This is a genomic window from Micromonospora sp. DT4, from assembly GCF_049841675.1.
In the GTDB taxonomy this organism is placed as follows: domain Bacteria; phylum Actinomycetota; class Actinomycetes; order Mycobacteriales; family Micromonosporaceae; genus Micromonospora.
The window spans coordinates 1-17813 of record NZ_JBNCKT010000108.1 but is presented as its reverse complement, the minus strand read 5'-3'; the positions used below and the strand labels follow the sequence as shown (position 1 = coordinate 17813).

4 protein-coding genes are annotated in these 17813 nt (G+C 69.6%); 1 reads left to right on the top strand and 3 read right to left on the bottom strand.

What is annotated here, in order from left to right; all coding sequences use genetic code 11:
- Window positions 1-275: 275 nt before the first annotated feature.
- From ACLQ24_RS23790 to ACLQ24_RS23780, 3 genes are all read right to left on the bottom strand, one after another.
- Window positions 276-13082, bottom strand: coding sequence for a hypothetical protein (locus ACLQ24_RS23790; protein ID WP_425893926.1), 12807 nt, complete (start codon window positions 13080-13082; stop codon window positions 276-278).
- Between the two features lie 28 nt (window positions 13083-13110).
- Window positions 13111-15372, bottom strand: coding sequence for a hypothetical protein (locus ACLQ24_RS23785; RefSeq protein WP_425893925.1), 2262 nt, complete (start codon window positions 15370-15372; stop codon window positions 13111-13113).
- A gap of 161 nt (window positions 15373-15533) precedes the next feature.
- Window positions 15534-16850 (bottom strand): YbaB/EbfC family nucleoid-associated protein, encoded by a 1317-nt coding sequence (locus tag ACLQ24_RS23780; RefSeq protein ID WP_425893924.1) that lies wholly within the window; start codon window positions 16848-16850, stop codon window positions 15534-15536.
- A gap of 494 nt (window positions 16851-17344) precedes the next feature.
- Between ACLQ24_RS23780 and ACLQ24_RS23775 the strand changes: the two genes are divergently transcribed.
- On the top strand, window positions 17345-17671 hold the full coding sequence (locus tag ACLQ24_RS23775; protein ID WP_425893923.1) for a GH25 family lysozyme: 327 nt from the start codon (window positions 17345-17347) through the stop codon (window positions 17669-17671).
- The last annotated feature ends 142 nt before the right edge of the window (window positions 17672-17813 follow it).

The following is a 17813-nucleotide window of genomic DNA, read 5'->3' as shown; positions in this document are numbered from 1 at the left end:
GCGTCGACGGCACGATTCGGCCAGTCGATCACCACCACATCCGGATCCAGTTCGGCAGGCATCTCCACCAGGGATGCGAAGCCACACGGCGTGAACCTCGACGACGCCTCGGCAAGCAGACGACAGACGCCCTGCCGTACCACCGACCCGGCGGCGACGACAGCGATTGTTGTCATACGGACTCTCCTGTAGATCGCCGGACGACCATAAACAGATCGTCTTGACATCCACTGAACTCACCTTGCGCGATCGTGCGGTTACCGAAGGCCGGCCGGTCAGCAGTTGTACACCGCCTCGGCCAGTTTCAGGAGGTCAGCGGCCCGGCCCGCATGCCCGGCGGCGACGCCTCTGATGGCGTCCACCCAGTGCTGCTTCGCGTCGGTACGCAGGTCAGCGGAGTTCGCCTGCACCCAATCGACAGCGGCCGGCAGCCCGCCGGCGAAAAAGAGGTCGACCGCCTGGAGAGCCGTGGCCGCGCCGGCGACCTGATGACCCGAGTCATGGATGAGGCCGACGCGCAGGCCGACGTCTATCCCGCGGCCCACGTCGCCGATCAGCAGGCTGTTGCGTTCGACCGGGCTCTCCAACTCCTGGAAGTCGAGCACGAACTCCGCCCTGCCCGACCCACCAAGCTCTCCCAGCAGCGGCGTGAACTTCTGGAACCAGGGGTCGCCGTCCACCTGCTCGACAATCTTCCGCAGGTCGTCACGGGCGCGCTGACCAGCCAACTCGTCGCGGAACGCGGTGAGCACATCCAGTTTCGCGTCCCTGGTCGGTGCGAGCAGGAGCTTGCCCACGGCCCGGCTGGTCGAGTCGCCGCTCGGCCTGGCCAACTCGCCGGCCCGGAGCAGGGCGGGGGCCCGCAACGACTCGCCCTGTTCCTCGACGTCACCGTCGCCGCCGACGACCTGCCAGACCGGGGCCAGCGCGGACTGTTGCGCCAGTACGGCCGACGGCAGCGCCGCCAGACCGCCCGCCATCGCGCCGGATCTGGGGATGAGGTGCACGATGCTGAAGCCGTACGTCTGTGACATGGTCTTCAGCGCCGGGGTCAACTGGGCCGTGGTCACCACGACGGGTTGCTGTTTTCGCAGAGCCAACTGCTGCACCAGGCGCCCGACATCCCGTACGTCCGCGTCCATCGGCTTCAGGCCCGGCCGGGCGCTGCCGAGATAGACGACCGGGCTGTCCACCTCCGCAGCCGCCGAGCGGACTCTTCCACCCCGAGCCGCGGTGGGTTTCGGCCCGACCCAGTAGAGCTGGCCCGCATCGAGTTCCGCCCTGCTGCCCGGCGGCAGCACCACGAGGTCGGTCAGCGGTTCGTCGGGCGTTGGCCCGGCGTCCAGGACCGGCGACGGCACGCGCGGCTGCGGTGTGACGAGGATGTCGGGTACGCCGCTCGGGACGACGTCCGGCGGCGGTTGGCCGGTGTCGAAGGCGAGGTGGCCGGCGGGGTCGATGCGGTGGGAGGTCACCGTGCCGTCCGCCTCGGTCAGGTCGAGCTGCACGTAGCGACGCAGGTTGTGCGCGATGAGCCGGGCGGTGAGGAGCGGATCGTAGGTGTCCGAGGTGAATCCGACCGGCGGAATCAGCCCGGATCTCCGCTCCCGGACCAACTCCATCAAACTGGCGGTACGCGTCGTCAGCTCGTCGACGAACGCCGGAGTCGGCGTACTCTCGTTGATTTTCCACATCAGGTCGTAGCGGCCCGCGACGTCCCGGCGGAGCCGGTCGGCGTCCGGGTCGCCCTCGCCGAGCTGCTTGATCGCCCACTCCTCGACGAGCAGGTAACGGTGGTAGGCGCGACGGGCTGCCGAGGAGAACAACACGACCTGGTTGGTACGGGCGTAGTCCCGGATGTGGCCGGAGACGAGTTCGGCGACAGTGAGTTGGTCGTGGCCGGCCCGGCCCGACACGCTGGCGAGCTGATCGAGGTCGTGGCGCGGCGTGTGGTCGTCGGAGCGGGGCCACCGCCCCGGGTCGGTCGTCGGCTCCGACGCCGGCACCTCGCTCAGTCGAGCCTGAAGATCGGCGATCTCGTGCTCGAAGAGTTTGGCGTACACCGGCCCGGTGAACCGGTCGCTGACGAAAGTGCCAGTCGGCTGGGAGGAATCTGTCTCGAAGCGCTCCGCCTCCAGCCGACCCTTGAACCGCATACGTACCAGGTACAGCCGGCCCTGTTGCTTGACATGCTGTTCGGTCCGGTAGTTCACGGTCTGTCCGCTGCCGTCGCCCCGGGGAGCGACGCGGGCGAACCTGGTGTTGGCCGCGCCGGCGTGCGTTCCCCACGGCTCGGTCGGATGAGCCGGGTCGTTGACGCCGAGCGCCTGGTCCTGGTTGACGCTCGCCGACAGCTCGGGTCGCATCTCCTCCCTGCTCGCGGTCACGTTCGTACCCGCCTGGTCCTTCACGTACCGGCCGGTGCCGCTGCCATCGAGTTGGAACAGCACCTCGAGATGGTGGAAATCGCCGACGAGGTGCAGGCTGGCGCGGGTACGAGATCGACCGGGCAGGAACATGTCGTCGGTGAGGGTGTTTCGCTGACCGGCGACCGCTCGGCGCAGGAAGTTGCTGAGATGGCTCCGCGACAGCAGCGTGGGCAGCGTGACCGACGACCGGAACGTGCTGTCGTTCGCCTCGGGACCGAACATGCGGCCGAGCAGACCCCAGCCGGCAGCCAGCGCATCTTCCAGGAACACGGTGTGGATGTAGGCGCCGGGTGGCAGTTTCGGCAGGGCGCGCAGGTCGGATTTGTCGAACCGGCGGGACAGCCGGCGCGCCTCGGCGACGCTGTGCGGCAATTTCAGCACCAGCTCGCCCTCCCGCTCACGCCGCACCGGCGTCGACTGCCCGGTGCGGGGTCGCACGCCGTGCATGAGCAGGTTGGAGAAACCCCGGTTGGGCATGTCGAGCCGATTGACCTCGACACTCAGCGAGACGTCAGAGCGGGCCAGGTAGTGTGCGACCCAGTCGTAGGCGGTTTGTTCCTCGGTGGTCTGGTGAGACTGGACGACGCCGGTCTGCCGTCCACCGGCGAAGCTGAGCCCGAAGGCGCCGCTGGTGTTCGCGGTGTTGTCGGCACCAGCGAAGGCCGGCGGAACCGGTGACACGCCCCCGGAGAACCCCTTCGACGTGCCCGAGTTCTGCGCGCTGTACGCGTGGCCGTACCTCTCGATGCCGGTCCTGGGTACGAAGTCGAAGATCTGCGGGGCTGTGGCCAGCGTCAGACGCAGCTTGACCTCCACCACCTCGGTAAGGGCTCCCGCGACCTTGTTGACCAGGTAGAACTGGACGCCCTGCATCAGGTCGTCGCTCATCGACTTCAGGCGACTGCCGGTAAGCATGGTCTCGAGGTAGTCGAGGCCACCGGCGAGACGTCCCATGACGGGCTTCTCGCCCACGAGACGCCGCCACCACACCTCCACCGGTCCACGGTCCGCCTTGTCGGGGGTCCACTGGGATCGGCGCGCCCCGAGCAGACCCGGAACGGCGGCCTCGATCGCCTCGTGCACGATGTCGAAGGGCCGCAGCGCCTTCTCCGCCCGGTCCCGGAACGACAGGGTGTGGACGCCGCTGTATCCCAGGGAGGTCGGCCCGCTCGGGAGTAGATAGTCGGGGATGGTCAACTCGGCGACGCTGTCGAAGCCGAGGGTGGCCAGGCGCGAGCTGAGCGCGTCGTGACTGAGCTCGGTCAGGTAGGTCCGAAGGTTCAGCAGTTCCTGGTGGTGCGGGTAGTCCGGCATCGTCTGCGACTCGCTTGCCATCCGCTCGATGACGGCCCGGACGTCCTGGCGGCTGAGCTCCAGCTTCTCCTTGGCGCCCCCGCCGCCGTCCTTCCAGCGGCGCAACGCGTTCATGAGTTGCGTGTGGCCGATCGGTACGGTGCCCTCGCCGTACCGCTTCAGCGCCTCGTGCTCGGGGAGCAGATACATCACCTGCCGCCCGTTGACGGACTCCGACGGCGGCCGGCGCACCGACGTGGGCAGCAGCTTCGCGTGGGCCTCGTACGTCCCGGTGAGAGTGAAGTCGACGGGAGCGAGGAAGGCGTACATGTTGTGGAAGTCCAGGTCGAGGATCTCCACGCCGCCGGTGTGTGACGACGACTGTGACTCGTTGGTGCCGTAGCGGACCCACGCCGAGGGCTGACTCTGGACCGCGGAGAGGTTATCGGCGGTCGTCGCCGCCCGGACCCTCTGATCCAGCAGGAACTTGATGCCGTGGCCACTGTTGTGAGCGTGCGACGCCTGGGACAGGTACAGCTTGATCAGTCCCGCGGTGAACTGGTCGCTGGTGGCACCGACGAACTGGCTGGGCCCGAGCGTGCCGTGCACACCGAGACTCCCCTGCTTGTGGCGGAGGAGGCCGGAGCGGAAGAAGTTCTCGGTCAGGTACTCGTCGTGCAGGATCTCCTTGAAGTACGAGCGCACGGCAGTGGTGCCCACGAATATCGACACTTCCTCGTCGCTCGGCTTCCCGGGGCCCGTGAGGATGGGCTGGAGCCGGCGTGCCGCGTCCACCAGGCCCGTGGTGTCCGCGTAGTAGATGACCGCCTGGTCCAGCACGCTCACGTCGGTAGGTTGGTCCATGGGCGCCTGGTCGTCGACCACGCTAGTGTTGATCGAGGGCACGAGCAGCACGGTCGCCTCACCGCCGACCGGCTCGCTCTGCCACGTGGGCGACTGCTGGCGCGGCTTGTGCTCGTAATCGACGGTCACCCGATAGCGGCTCGGCAGTCGGAACTCGTCCACTTCACCCGGGTACGCCAGCAACTGCGGCTCGCTGAGTGTCTGACCCGCGGTCTGACTGGCGCCCTTCCCATAGCCGTACTCGGCCGCCACTCCCCAGGTCTGCATCAGCTTCACCCCGGCGGCGAACCGCGCGCTCAGGGCCAGGGCCCGCCGACCACCGGCGGTGTACGACCCCGAACTGCTCCCGATGGCGAGGTTCACGAGGTGGTACTCGCCGGTCCGGCGCTGCAGCAGCGTCGAGTTGCCCCGACCGTTCGTCTCGCTCAGCTTCTCCGGCTCCTGGACCGCCTTGATCGTCACCCGGGCCCGGCGACCCCGGTGTCCGCTCGGATCACCGCGCAGGGTGAAGGAGAGGCCATCCTGGTGGATCTGGTCGTAGAAGGCGGAAAAGGCGTTCGTGGAGATGAACTTGTCGAGCAGAGACAGGTTGGCCAGCCGACTGTCGCTGCCGATGTGGGCGTTCGTGCCGAGCGTCGGTTGCGTGGCGAACGGGAACCGGCGCGGCGGGACGTAACCGGTCCGGGCCAGCTCCGACAGAACCTGTCCCCGAAGCTCCTCGGCGACCTGGTCGTCGACAGTCGCCACACCCATGCCGATACCCCGACCCAGTGCGACGTGCCGGGGCAGGAGGACGTTCTCCAGTTCGCCTGCCGGCGTGCTTCCGTCCCTGACCAGGCCGGGGACGTACTCGACGGTCGACACCTCCGGGTCCAGGAACTGACGGAGCGCGCTGGCGTCGACCGGGAAGCCGTGCGCGAACGCCGCCGGCTCCGGAAGTCGGAGCAGGGCCTCGCCGCGCACGTCGGCGGTGGTCGTGGGCTTACTTCTGGGCTTGTTCGCGACGTGCACGACGGCCCTGTGCCGCAGGCCCAGCCGGTATCCGGCGGTGCGGCCGGCGTAGCCCGACACGTGCACCCAGATGCCGGTGTGGCCGCCACTGACCGAGTCCTTGTTGCTCCACGTCCAGCCGACACCGAGGCTCGGACCCAGCACCAGACCCGGCATCGGCATGAAGTTCAGCTCGCCGCTGAACCGTATGTCACTCTCGTTGGTCAGACCGAAACTTCCGCCCTGCGCACCGATGGCCGTGCTGACCCGCTCGATGTGCGACCTGTCGCTGGTGACGCCGACCCGGGTGGCCGTGTCGGCATCGCGCTCGGTTCGGACGATCACCACCGCCACGGCATGGCCGCCCCGGTCGTGCAGGGTGATCGGGTAACCGCCCGCGTTGGCCTGGACCTGCCTCCGCTGCGCCTCCCGGTCGTCGGCCACCGGTGCGGGCTCCCGGCCGTTGATCGCCCTGTCGAGGTTGAAGCTCAGCTTCCACAGCGCCTGGCGCAGCTCACGGCGCTCGGGGCCGGCCGGATCGAGCGACAGGCCGTTCGTCCGCAACTCGGCGACGATCCGGTCGTACAGTTCCGGCAGGCCGGTCAACCCGGTCGCGAAGTACGTGTCCGGGAGCTGTCTACTCAGCCGGTCGAATTCGGCGGCGAGCGCCCCGTCACCGGTCGGGCGCTTGGCCCGGACCTGCGCCTCCCCCTCCTGCAGGTAGTGATCAGGGATCCAGACCTCAAGGCGCTCCTGCCCGTCCGGGTGGGTCTGGGCGCTCGACCAGGTCGTCGGCTCAGCCCACCCGGTCGAGGCGCCGGAACGCACCCGCACCGACCAGTTCGGCGTGTACGACACCAGCGTCGAGTCGATCCGGTCGTCCTGCACCCGGCCCGACTCGGCGTCCTGGGCGCCGAACGTCGAACGGTCGACCCGGTTGGCCGTACCGGAGATCGTGACCCCGACCCGCGCCACCTCGAGTACGCCCGGCCCCAAGCCGAGGCCGAGGCCGAGGCCCACCGCCCCCCGCAACGCACCGGCCTGCCCCGAGTTGAACAGCGAAGCCCCGCCCGTGTTGAAGCCACTGCTGGTCGCCTGGGTCGCGTGGAAGAGCTTCTGCCTGGCCTCCGCATCGGCCGGGTGCGCGCCGCCCGCGTCCTCCGCGTCCCAGTCGTCGACATCGTCGGCCACGTAACGCCGGTCGGCGGGGTCCGGAGCAAGGGCGGCTTCGGTGGGGTTGAGCTGGACCAGCATCTCGACCCCACCGACCTGGACGAGGTGGCCGCCCCCGACGAGCTCCCGGTAGTTACTGAGCAGCCGAGTTGGCAGCATCGCCTGCTCGTTCGGCGCTATCGTCACGCCCCTGACGTGCGCCGCCGCGATGATGTTCGCGACCGCCTCGTCGAGGTGCGGCAGGGTCTGGTGCGGTATGCCGATCGTGTGCGCGATCGAGCCGGACTCGGGCGCCTGCACCGGCCGCGCGCCATCCCCGGTCGTCCGGGAGCCGTCCGTGGCGGTGGCGCCGTCGAGGACGTCCGGGGCGTCGGCCGGGCGACGCAGCGCGTCGTACCGGTCGCTCACCGGCACGGCTGGCATCACGTGACCGTCGGCCGTCACCAGCAGACGCAGCGGTGGCGCGTCGGCGCCCTCGGCGGACCCCGTTGCCGGCACGGTTTCGACGTGGGTGGGATGGATCAGCTCCACCCGGGCGGCGAACACCCGCGTGAGCACCTGGGCGATCCGTCTCGGTGTCTGCCGGGGCAGGGACGCTCCGGGGGTAGCGAGCCCCGAGATCCAACGCAGCACCGACTCCCGGTTCGCCTGGGGTATCTGCGAGGCGAACCCCAGCAGCGGCGCGGCGACACCGCCCGAACCCGCCAGGTCCGCGAGCAGCAACGCGGCGATGTTGTGCCGCAGTGCCGACGTCGGCAACGTGGCGAGATCCGATATCCGCTGCGCACCGTGGCGCGCCGACACGCGCAGGGCCTCAAAAAGGGAGTCCGCGCCGGGTGCCGTCCAGACCGTACCGAGGCGTGCCTCCTCGAGCTGACTGACCTGGAATTCGGTGAGCCGGTTGACCGACGTCGAACCCGGCGGCAGCACGGTCAGTCCGGCCGGGTCGGCGGGGATTCCCGTCGCCCGCTCGATCGAGGCGGCGCGGACCTGACGCAGCACCTCCGCGAGGCCGTCCCCAGCGGGAGCGGCAGCACCACGCAACGAAGCGGCGAGTTGATCGGACGTCAGGAGCGGCAGATCCTCCGCACCCGCAAGATGCCGCAGGAACATCTGCAAACCGTCGAACGTCGCGACGTCGCTCGGCATGCTGGCCTCGACGCCGAATTCGGTCGCGGCCAGGATCCGGTCGCCGCTGGCCGGCAGCAGGGCCGGCACGACATCACGGGGTACGGTCGCCAGCAGTCGACCGTCATCGGTCGCTACCAGCAGCAGAGCGTCCCGAGCCGGGTCCTGGTCACCGGTTCGGTGCACCACGCCGTCGGAAAAGAGCACGTCGATCGGACGTTCGATCAGGTTGGCCATGAGCGTGACCACCGCTCGGACCCGCCCCGACGCCGAATCCTCGAGACGCAGAGCGGTCCGGATCGCCTCGGGCACCCGGCTCGGCGGCAGGCCCTCGGCGATCCAGTCGACCACCTGTTGGCGCGCGGTGTCGTCGGCGGTGTCCAGGCCGAGCCGAGGGCCGTCGGTGCCGGCACTCGACAGCTCCGCCTCCAGCATGCCGGCGATGGCCACGTGGAACATCTCGGGAGGTTGCCTGGCGAGTTCGTCGCCTCCCGGGAGGCGACGGTGGGTGAGGGTGGCGATGGCGGCCGCGAGGTAGCCGTCGCTGGCGGGTACCAGCGCACGAAGCCCTGCCCGTTCCAGAACGTCCGCCGCCGCGCTGCCGAGCGCACCGGGCGCGAACGCCCAGGCGAGTCCGTCCGCGACCGGCGCCGCGACGCCTTCGACCGAAAGGTGGGGCAGGCCGTACGCCCGGAACTGCCGGTACGCCACCAGGTTGGGGCTGTCGGCAGTCTCCGGCGTCACGGCGTCCTCGTCGGGAGTCACGGCAGCCTCGTCGGGAGTCGTCGACGATTCCGACCGGCTCGGGGCGGCGGTGGGCACCTGCTCCGGAGGCACGGCGTCGACAACCGGTCCCTGCTCGCCGGCCGGCGCGCCCACCCAGATCCGGACCCAGTCGTGGCTCGGCCCCTGCTTGGGGGGTGTGGTGACCACCCGAACGGCGTCCTCTGTGAAGACCACGCCGTTGTCCGCCCGGTCGTGCGTCTTCAACAGCTCCGTCAGTGTCTCGGTGAGCCGGTGGGAGCGAGCGTGGGCCGCGCGCTCACCGAGCCCTCGACGCAGTGCGGGCACCCGTTCCACGAGGCGGTCGATGAGCCCGGGTACCCGGGCCGGCCCCACGGCGGCACGTAGGCGAAGCGGTGGCAGCCCGTCCTCGACGCGCCGCGACGTCTCGGCTACGATCGACCTCACGAAGGCGTCCAGTTCGGCATGATCGGGCCATGACAGGTCCGTCGCGGCCGGGGCGAAGGTGAACTCGGCTTCGAGATCACGCCCGAACAGCGGGGCGGGCAGAGGCGGCGGTCCGTCGCGTAGGAATCCGTCGACGAAGTCACCGGCCAGCCGTTCGGCCTCGTACTGCTGCCGGTGGTCGTTGTTGCGCAGCAGGTCGAGCACCCGGTCGCCGAGTTCGGCGCGACGCACGGGAGGGAGTTCCGCGACCTTGCCGGCGGACTGCCGGCCCTCGATGACCTCGTTCGCCCACCTCCGGTACTCGTTCCGGACGCTCGTGGGCATGGTCGTCACCCGCCGGAACACCGCCTGCGGGTCCTCGGACAATTGGCTGGACGGTGTCACCTGCTCGGGGGCCGGCCGCCGACGGCGGGTCGGCGTCGACGACGTGAGGGTCGGCTGGTCCATCCGGCGGTCCGGTACGTGCCGAGGAACCCCGCCACGCGGCCGCGCCACCGTGGGCTCCGGTTTACGTAGCACCCTCCGGTCCGTCGGAGGACGGCCCAGCGGCAACCGTGTGGAGAGCGCCGGCTCCACCCGGTCCGACAGGTCGACCGTCACCCCGGAGACCTGGTCCGCCCCGGGGTCGGACGGTTGCGCCTGCTCGAAGTAGCCACCGCCGTTCAACCAGGGCTGGCTCAGGACGATCGGCGCGTCCGGGGACGGAAGGACGAACCTCAACTCCCCCTTGGATCCGCGCAGCAACAGACTGGTCGAGCGGACGACCACCACCGTGTAACCGTCCGGGACGTACTCGAACTCGTCGCTCTGCCCCCGCAACGGGAACCGTTCGCCCGCGACGAGACGCTCGGCCACCGTGGCGGGAAGCATGACGTAGGTGTAGCCCTTGACCCGCTCCGGGTACCAGGCCAGAAGAGCCGCCGTGACGTCGTGCTCGTACCGCAGGTTGTCGGCCAACCTGCCGGTGGTGACGGCTGGATGTTCGGCGAACATGTGCTCCAGCAGGGCTGCCGGGCCGGCCATGGCGGGAAAAGTGACGTCGATGGTCGCGCCGCCACGGCGCACGGTGGTGAGCGGCGCGGCGACGTGGCTCTCCTGGACGAACGCGATCTCCCAGAGATAGCGCGGCGCGATGACGTGGTCCCCGCCCGCACGACTGACGTCCTGCATCAGCGCGGGTGGCAGGTCCGGTCGGCGGGGGCCCCGGGGATCGTTCGTCGCCCGATTCGTCCGGCGCAGGACCGACGAGGCGTCGGACGCGCCACCGCTCTGCACGTACTCGTCCGGCAAACCCAGCAGGTGCAGCATCTCGTGCAGGACCGAGTCCCGGACCACCTGGACGGGTTCGCGCAGATCGCTCCGGGGCCAGACGCCGGTGCTCATTCCGCCGCTCTCCGGCACTCCGATGATGTGGTAGGCGTCCTTCGCGTCGTCGGTGAACCGCACGTCCAGGTGGAACTGGTCACCGCCGGGCAGGCGGAAGCGCCCGTTGATCTCCTGCCGGATCGCGGCCCACGCGTGCGCCTTGAACGCCTCGACATCCCGGGCGGTGACGTTTCCCTCCGCGGCGAGGTGGAGCCTCAGGCGGAAGATCCGGAGGAAACGCGGTGACGATACCGCGTCCAAGGACGTGTTCTCCTCGATCGCGACCCGGGCCACGTCGTACCGAACGGCGGCGCCAATCGTCTTGAACAGCTCCCGACGGCCGGATCGCTCACCGATGTCATTGAACTCCGCGTCCACGGTCCGGAAGGCCGATCGCGGCAGCACCGAAACGATGTCGTCCACGCCCGGCACCGGGTCGTGGGCACGCCACCACCCGTCCTCCCCCGAGGAGATCGGGCTCAGACGCCATCGGCTCAGGTAGTCCAGCCCTGGCGCGGCGAGATCGTCGACACGCGTCGGCGGAGACGGCGGAATGACGTAGCCGAGCTGCGCGGCCGGTGCCGAGCCATTGGACACCGGGTCTGCCTCGACCTGGATCCACACCCGGAAGAAGATATCCCGGACCTGCTCCGGGTCGGCGGGATTGCCCGTCAGGTCCGAAATGCGGTGGTCGATCGCCGCGGATAGGCTCCGCTCGAACGCGTCGGCCACGTAGCGGGTGGCTTCCTCCGCGTCCCCCGAGTCGCCGTTGACACCGTCGTACGTGGCCGAAAGCTCGACGTACGGACCGGACGTCTCCTCCGGAGCCAGCTTCGTGATCTGCCTGCCGCGAAACTCGTCGACGACCAGGTGCCGGAGCACAGCCTGGTCGGCGACCTCCCGGGCCAACGCGTCGACCGCCGACACGGCCTGCCCGGTCGGTTGACGTGAGGACGGGTCCAGGGCCACGTCGATGGTGCGTCCCCGCAGGATGTTGGCCCACTGTCCGGTCAACTGGTGAGGTTGGCTCGCTACCGGCTCGTGGGTAAGGCCCCGCAGGCGGACGAAATTCGCCGACGAGCTACGTGCCACCGAATGCCGCACCCGGACCTGCGGCAGCACCCGTCCGCTGCCCTCCCGCTGCGCCCACCGGGTCAACCCGACGTTGAGGTGCCGGTACACCTGCGCCGTCAGCCAGTCGCCGAGGTCCGCCTCTCTCGCCTGTCGCACCTCACGTTCCTGCGCCGTCTCGTCGGCGGGGGCCGGCGGCAGGCCGGTCTCGACCTCGACGGTCAGTCCGCGCGGTCCCGTCCCCGGCCGTTTGCCGAGCAGCGCCGTCAGCGCGCTGTCGGTGGTCGCCGCGTTGACCCTGCCTCGGATCCATCTGACGATCCGCCGGGCGGCACCGGCACCCAGATCCGCCGGTACGTCGTTCTTGGTCGAGGTGACCCGCAGATTGCGCAGGTAAGCGGCCAGGACGCCACCCGAGAACACTCGCCGGTGGCCCGGACCGGGTATGACATCGAGCAGACCCACCTCCTGCGCCTCGACCGCCTCGTCCCACAGGACGGGTACACCCGTCTGCCGCGTCCCGGGCTCACCCTGGGCGGTCACCACCTGACCACCGCCGGCCTGCCCGGCGACGACCGGCTCCCGCCGGCTCGTGTCGCCGCCAGGGGCGGCGAGGTGGGAATCGCGTCCGGTCGACGCCGACGTCGAACTGGTGGCGGGAGGCAGGATGAGCTGCTGGTTCCCGACAGTGCCGCCGTCCGGATCGATGAGCAGGATCCGCGAATCCGCCGGGTCTCCCAGCTCCGCGACGACCCTCGACCGGCCCTCGTCGGGCACCAGCCGCGCCTCGCCCCCGGCCCGGGGGTCGATCCACACGTTCCGCTCGTCCGAGGAGCGGTAGACGGCCAGGCCCCGAAGCCGCCCGTCGGCACCGAGGGCGAGGACGAGTGCGGTGCTCCCCGGTCCCGACCGTCGGAGCGCCCCGTCCACCGCCTCCCAGGAGAGGGTACGGCCCCAGTGATCGATGGTGCGGAAGTCGTCCACGGCGGGAGACGTCCCGGTGATCGCTTGCGCTGGACCGGGCAGGCGCCGTACGCCCGCCGGATAGAGCGCACCGGCCAGAGCACCGAGCAGTGCCAACTGGTCCTGGTTCGCGCCGACCGACTCGACCACGTGGTCGGTGATCGACGCCAGCCGGGCCGGGGTCAGCGCCCGGCCGTCGAGGGCGAATGCCATCCTGGGCAGGCGTTCGGCGGGGTGCACGAGGACGGCTCCGGTCCCGCCGAACGTCTCGAACGGCACGACCTGCGGTCCGCTCAGCGCCAGCGAGTCGGGGGCTCGCACGAGCACCGGCAGGCCGAGCTGGTCGGCATGGCCGACCGCGGCCTCCGGACCAGAACCGAGACCCTGCGGTACGTACACCATCCGGTCGACGACAGACTGCGGCTGGCTACGCAGGACGTCCGCGACGAGCCCGCTGCCGATCGCGGCCGGGGCGATGTGGACCTGGTGGATTCCCGGTAGGTGCCCGGCCGCGAGCACCAGGTCGGGCACCGGGCCGCCCAGGCTGAGCCACTGACCGGAGCGCACCCAGGTGGTGACGAACTCGGGGCAGGGCACCTGGGCGACGTCCGTCATCGCGGATCTCCTCGTCCGGCCCGGTGCGTTAGTGGCAGGTCAGAATTATCCCCGTCAGCTCCGTGATCTCGACCTTCAGCACCTCTACGAGCCGGTCACTCTCCGCCAGTTCCTTGAACCGGTCACTCTCCACCAGTTCCTTGAACCGGTCATTCTTCACCAGTTCCTTGAACCGGTCACTCTCCACCAGTTCCTTGAACCGGAAGTGCCAGGGTACCCGGTCCGCGCCACTCAGACAGTCCACGGACAGCACCTGACGCCAGCCCGCCGGGTCATTGCTGAGCAGCATCTTGGTCGCCTCGAAGATGGAGGCGTGTGCCTGAGCCGACTCCTTGGCCCCGTCCACCGCCGCCCGCGCGGCCCGTTCCATATGCGACTCACCCACGGCGCGGGCCAGCACGACCGCCTCGGTCGGGTCGATGCCGCCGTTCGGCATGCCCTGGAACAAGCCGTTCAGCATGCCCTGGAACAAGAGGCTGTCCCACGCCATCCGGTTGCTGTGCGTCGTTCCTGGTTGCGTGCCCGTGTCGGGCGCCAACTCGTCCTGCCAGCGGGTGGACGCGGTCAGGTAGTCGAAGACGAAGCGCGCGTCGACGGGCCGGCCCGCCGGCCAGGGCGGCTGGGCATCGAACATGTGCATCAGGACCGGCTGAACCGGGTCCGCCCCGGCGGGTTCGGGTGCCCGCTCGGCCACTCGCAGGGCCAGATCGAGCCCCTGCAGTCGGAGATCCTCCGGGAACCTGGCGGCCAGGTCCCGCGCGGCCGTGAGGACAGCCGGCTCCCGCAACTGGTCGGCATGCTCGGCGAAGTCCTGCGCCGCCTGCTGGTACGACTCGTGGCTCAGGAACTCGACAAGGACGGGCGGCAACGGTTCACGAACCGTCATGCCGGACAGGTCTGCGGCGTCCAGCATCTCCCGGGTCACGGCGGCACCGTCGAACGTATGCGCCGCCGCACCGGGGCGGATTACCTGCCAGCCGGGGCGATCCTCGATACCGGGCTGCATCACTCGCTGGACGACGGCCGCGTCGTAGGTCCGGGCAAACTCTTCGATCGTGTTGTGCTGGCGGGTCGCGACGACCGTCGGCCGAACGTTGTTCAGGTAGTACCGCTCCAGCCTCGACCTGATCTCGACGAACTGCCCCCGGTCCAACGGTCGGTCCTTGCCCGACTGCACCCGCACGTCAACCGCGATGACGGGCATGCCCGCGAGGTCGCCGGGGTTCAGCCTGTACCCGTCACGGGTCTTCGCGGGCCACGGACCGACGTACGTCACCTCGTGGTTGAGCGGACCAACCACCGCAGGCCCGACGGCCTCGGGCAGGGCGACCGGCATGCCGTCCGGTCCGACCAGCATCGCCCGCGCGTCATCGCGTTCGAGTACGGCGGTGCGCCAGTCGTTCCCACCGTCGATGTCGAAGACCTGCGCACCGACGGCGGCGCGCGGGTCGTGCCAGGCCAGCTCGCCGTTCTCGTCCGAGGTCAGCCAGAAGATCTGCTCGATGGAGGTGCCCGTGACCTTGCCGGTGACCAGCGCCGACGACCCCGGACTGCGGCGGAGCCCGTCCGCGAGCGCGGCCGGCCCCACGGGTGTGAGGGTGCCGCCGAGCGCGCTCGCCACCTGGTTGGCCGTCAGCGGCTCGGTGGTGGTGAGCGCGTCGAAAGCTCTCGCGCCCCCGTAGCGCGCGGCGTGTGCTGCGAGCGCGTATGTCGTCGCGTGCGTTCCGGGCTCGGTATGCGCGAGGTCCCCCGGGTTGGTGCCGAGTCCGAGCTGTGTACGGGTGACCGTGACCTGCTCATGCCAGCGAGCGAGCCGGTCCAACCCCTCTTGGATGCTGGACGGCGTCCCGGGCAGTCTGACAGCGTCGAGCAGCGCCGACCGCTGCGCCACCGCGCTCGGCGGAAGAATGCGGTAATAACCGGCACTGGCCTCGGGTGTCACGAATCCGGCGTGGTCCACCGGCACGACATCGGCACCTTCGACGGGCGCGGCCGCATAGACCGGGAGGTCGAGTCCGGCCGCCACTTCCCGCAGCGCCGTCACGTCGGTGACCGGGGACCGCTTCTCCGGGTCCAGTACCATGACCGTGTAGCCGGCTCGGACTCTGGGGTCCAACTGGTTCAGGTAACGCAGGAGGGCGGGGTCGAACGCCGAACCCCGGCTCACGAAGACGGTGACCCCCTGCGGGACGCTCAACCCGTTGGCGGTCTCCAACAGGTCGGCGTTGACCTGCGAACCGCTCGAGGTCGGCTGGTACATGAAGCCCTTGCCGAGCACAGAGACCAGCACACCAGGCAGGCAATCGGACATTGTGGGCATAACAGCTCCCTCGATACGGGACTTGACGTGGCGTGCACCCAGAACGGACGGGACGGGTCCGGGGTTCAGCCGATACGATCGGGAGGTCCCTGAGCAGACAAGGGTGCGGGCCCCGGGCGTGTGTCAGAGCCCTAGAACCGACCTGCCGAGCGGAGCACGTCCTGAAGGCTCGCCATCCTCTCAGTGGTTTGCTGGCGGAGCTGATCAGCCGCGTCGCGCAACGCGAGCAGTACAGTCTCCTCGACCTCCGCGCGCCCGCCGGCCACCACCTCGTCGTCGATCCGCAGGCTTCTGACCTCGCCCGTCGGCGTCATCGTGACGGCGACCGCGCCCCCTGCGGCGGTGCCGGTGACCTCGAGGACCGTCATCTGGTCCCGGACGGAGGCAACCTGGTGCTGCAGTTCCTGGGCCTGCCGCAGCAGGCTGTCCATGTCATCTTCCGCCATACCCCGAGGTTGCAGCGGTTCAGGGAGTGTCCCGTAGTCCTCTTGTGAGGGACAACCGACGTCCACCGGTGGTGAACACTCCATGATGCGATTACCCAGATCGATCAGCCGGGAATCGAGGACGTGGAGCGCCCTGACGAACTCCATCAGCGCGCCGCGAGACCGTACGCGTAACTTGGCGGCGAGTTTGACAGCCTCGTCGTACGCGCCGGCCTCGCCTTGCAGGAACTGACCGACGTTCTCCAGGAGGTCACGCACCGCCACCGCCTCGACGCCCATCAACGGCAGCGCGGCGAGCAGGGACGGCAGGCTCGCCAACGCCTGCGGACTGGCGTCCCGGGCGAGGGCCGACAGGATGTCGTCCAGCCTGTCGATCCCGGGCTCACGCAGGAAGTCGCGCCCCTCGGGGCGCCCCGCCAACGCCCGCAGTGCCGCGTTGTCCGCCCAGTCCCGGGCCGCCTGGTCCAGGCTGGCGCCGAACCGGTCGAGGGCGGCGTCGACCCGGTCCGGCGCGAAGCGGGCGGCGACGGCCCCGATCCGGATGCCGGCGGCGAGATCCGTGTTGGCCTGGTCGACCCGTGCGCGGAGGAAGCCTTCGAGCGCCACCCGCTCGTCGCCTGCCGGCACCGGCCCGAGTACCGCGCTCAGCCGATCCGGGTCGGACGCCAGGGCAGCCATCCGTTCGCCGAGGATCGGCTGTCGGGCCTGGTCGACGAGGACCGCCAGCACCCCCGCCAGCTGATCCGCCGAGTCGGCGGACTCACCCAGCAGCCGGGTGTACGCCTCCAGTCCCTCCTGCCGCACGGCCTCCGGTGCTCCGTCGGGCAGGTCGGCCACGAAACGGCTGTACTCGTGGGCGAGGCGGGACAGCCTCTGCAACGCCTGCAGCGCATCGGCACCGAGCTCGCGACCCGCCGCCACCACGTGGGACCGCGCGGCGTCGTACGCCAATTCCCGCGCCTGCGGGTCGAACTCACCGTGCTTGACCTCAGAGACGCTCAAATACATCTCGATCAGCTCGTCCGCACGCGCCCGCCGCTTCTCCTCCCTACGGGCCTCGGCATGCCGGGCACCTCGGACCGCATGCTGAGAAGCTGGCCAGGGTCGCAGTACCCTGATGTCGCCCGTGCCGTGATAAACATCTTCCTTCATCAATACCTCCCACTCACATCCGGCCCGGCGTTCAGCAAAGCGCAGACACCCCTTCGGGGAGGAAGGAAACAACGGAACCAGCGGTGTCAAACAAATAAGAATGGGGAGGAAATTTTCACGATAAGGATCGGAACTTTACGGGGAGTTGATTTCCACCGTACGGCTCGACGCGTCCTACAAATGATCTAATTTCGGTCCACCGGCCAGCGCGACTCTCCACCGGCAAGGGATACTCTGCGGACCCACTTCGATCAGCCACCCGTCGGCGGCGCGCAGGCCTAGCGAGCGCCGCGGCCACGCCGACGGATGCCTCGACTCAGCGACCAGGAGAAATCCACCTCACCATGCGTAGAAAACTGCTCTGTGTGCTGATATCCGCCGGCCTCGCGGTCGGTACGGCGCTCGGTGTGACGCAGCCGGCGCAGGCCGCGGACCCGTCCGTCGACGGTGGCGGCCGAGCGAACGCCGGCATCGCCCCGGGCGCGCGCAGCGGCGCGATGGCCAAGAGCGCCGCCATCCCGGCGGGTTACACGGTCCGGGGCATCGACGTTTCCAGCCACGATCACAACCTGGGCCCGATCAACTGGCCCGCAGTCGCGGCGAGCGGCGTCAAGTTCGCCTACGTCAAGGCGACGGAAGGTAGGACGCAGGGCTGTTGCGTAGTCGGTTGAGATGCTGTTGAGCTGGGGTTTTGCTGGGATCCAGCGAGGTCTGGGGGTCCATGTAGGACGGGTGCGGTCCGTCGGTGATCATGTATTTGCGAAGACCATGATCGAGAACAGGACCGCACCCGCTGATGTCATCATTACTGAC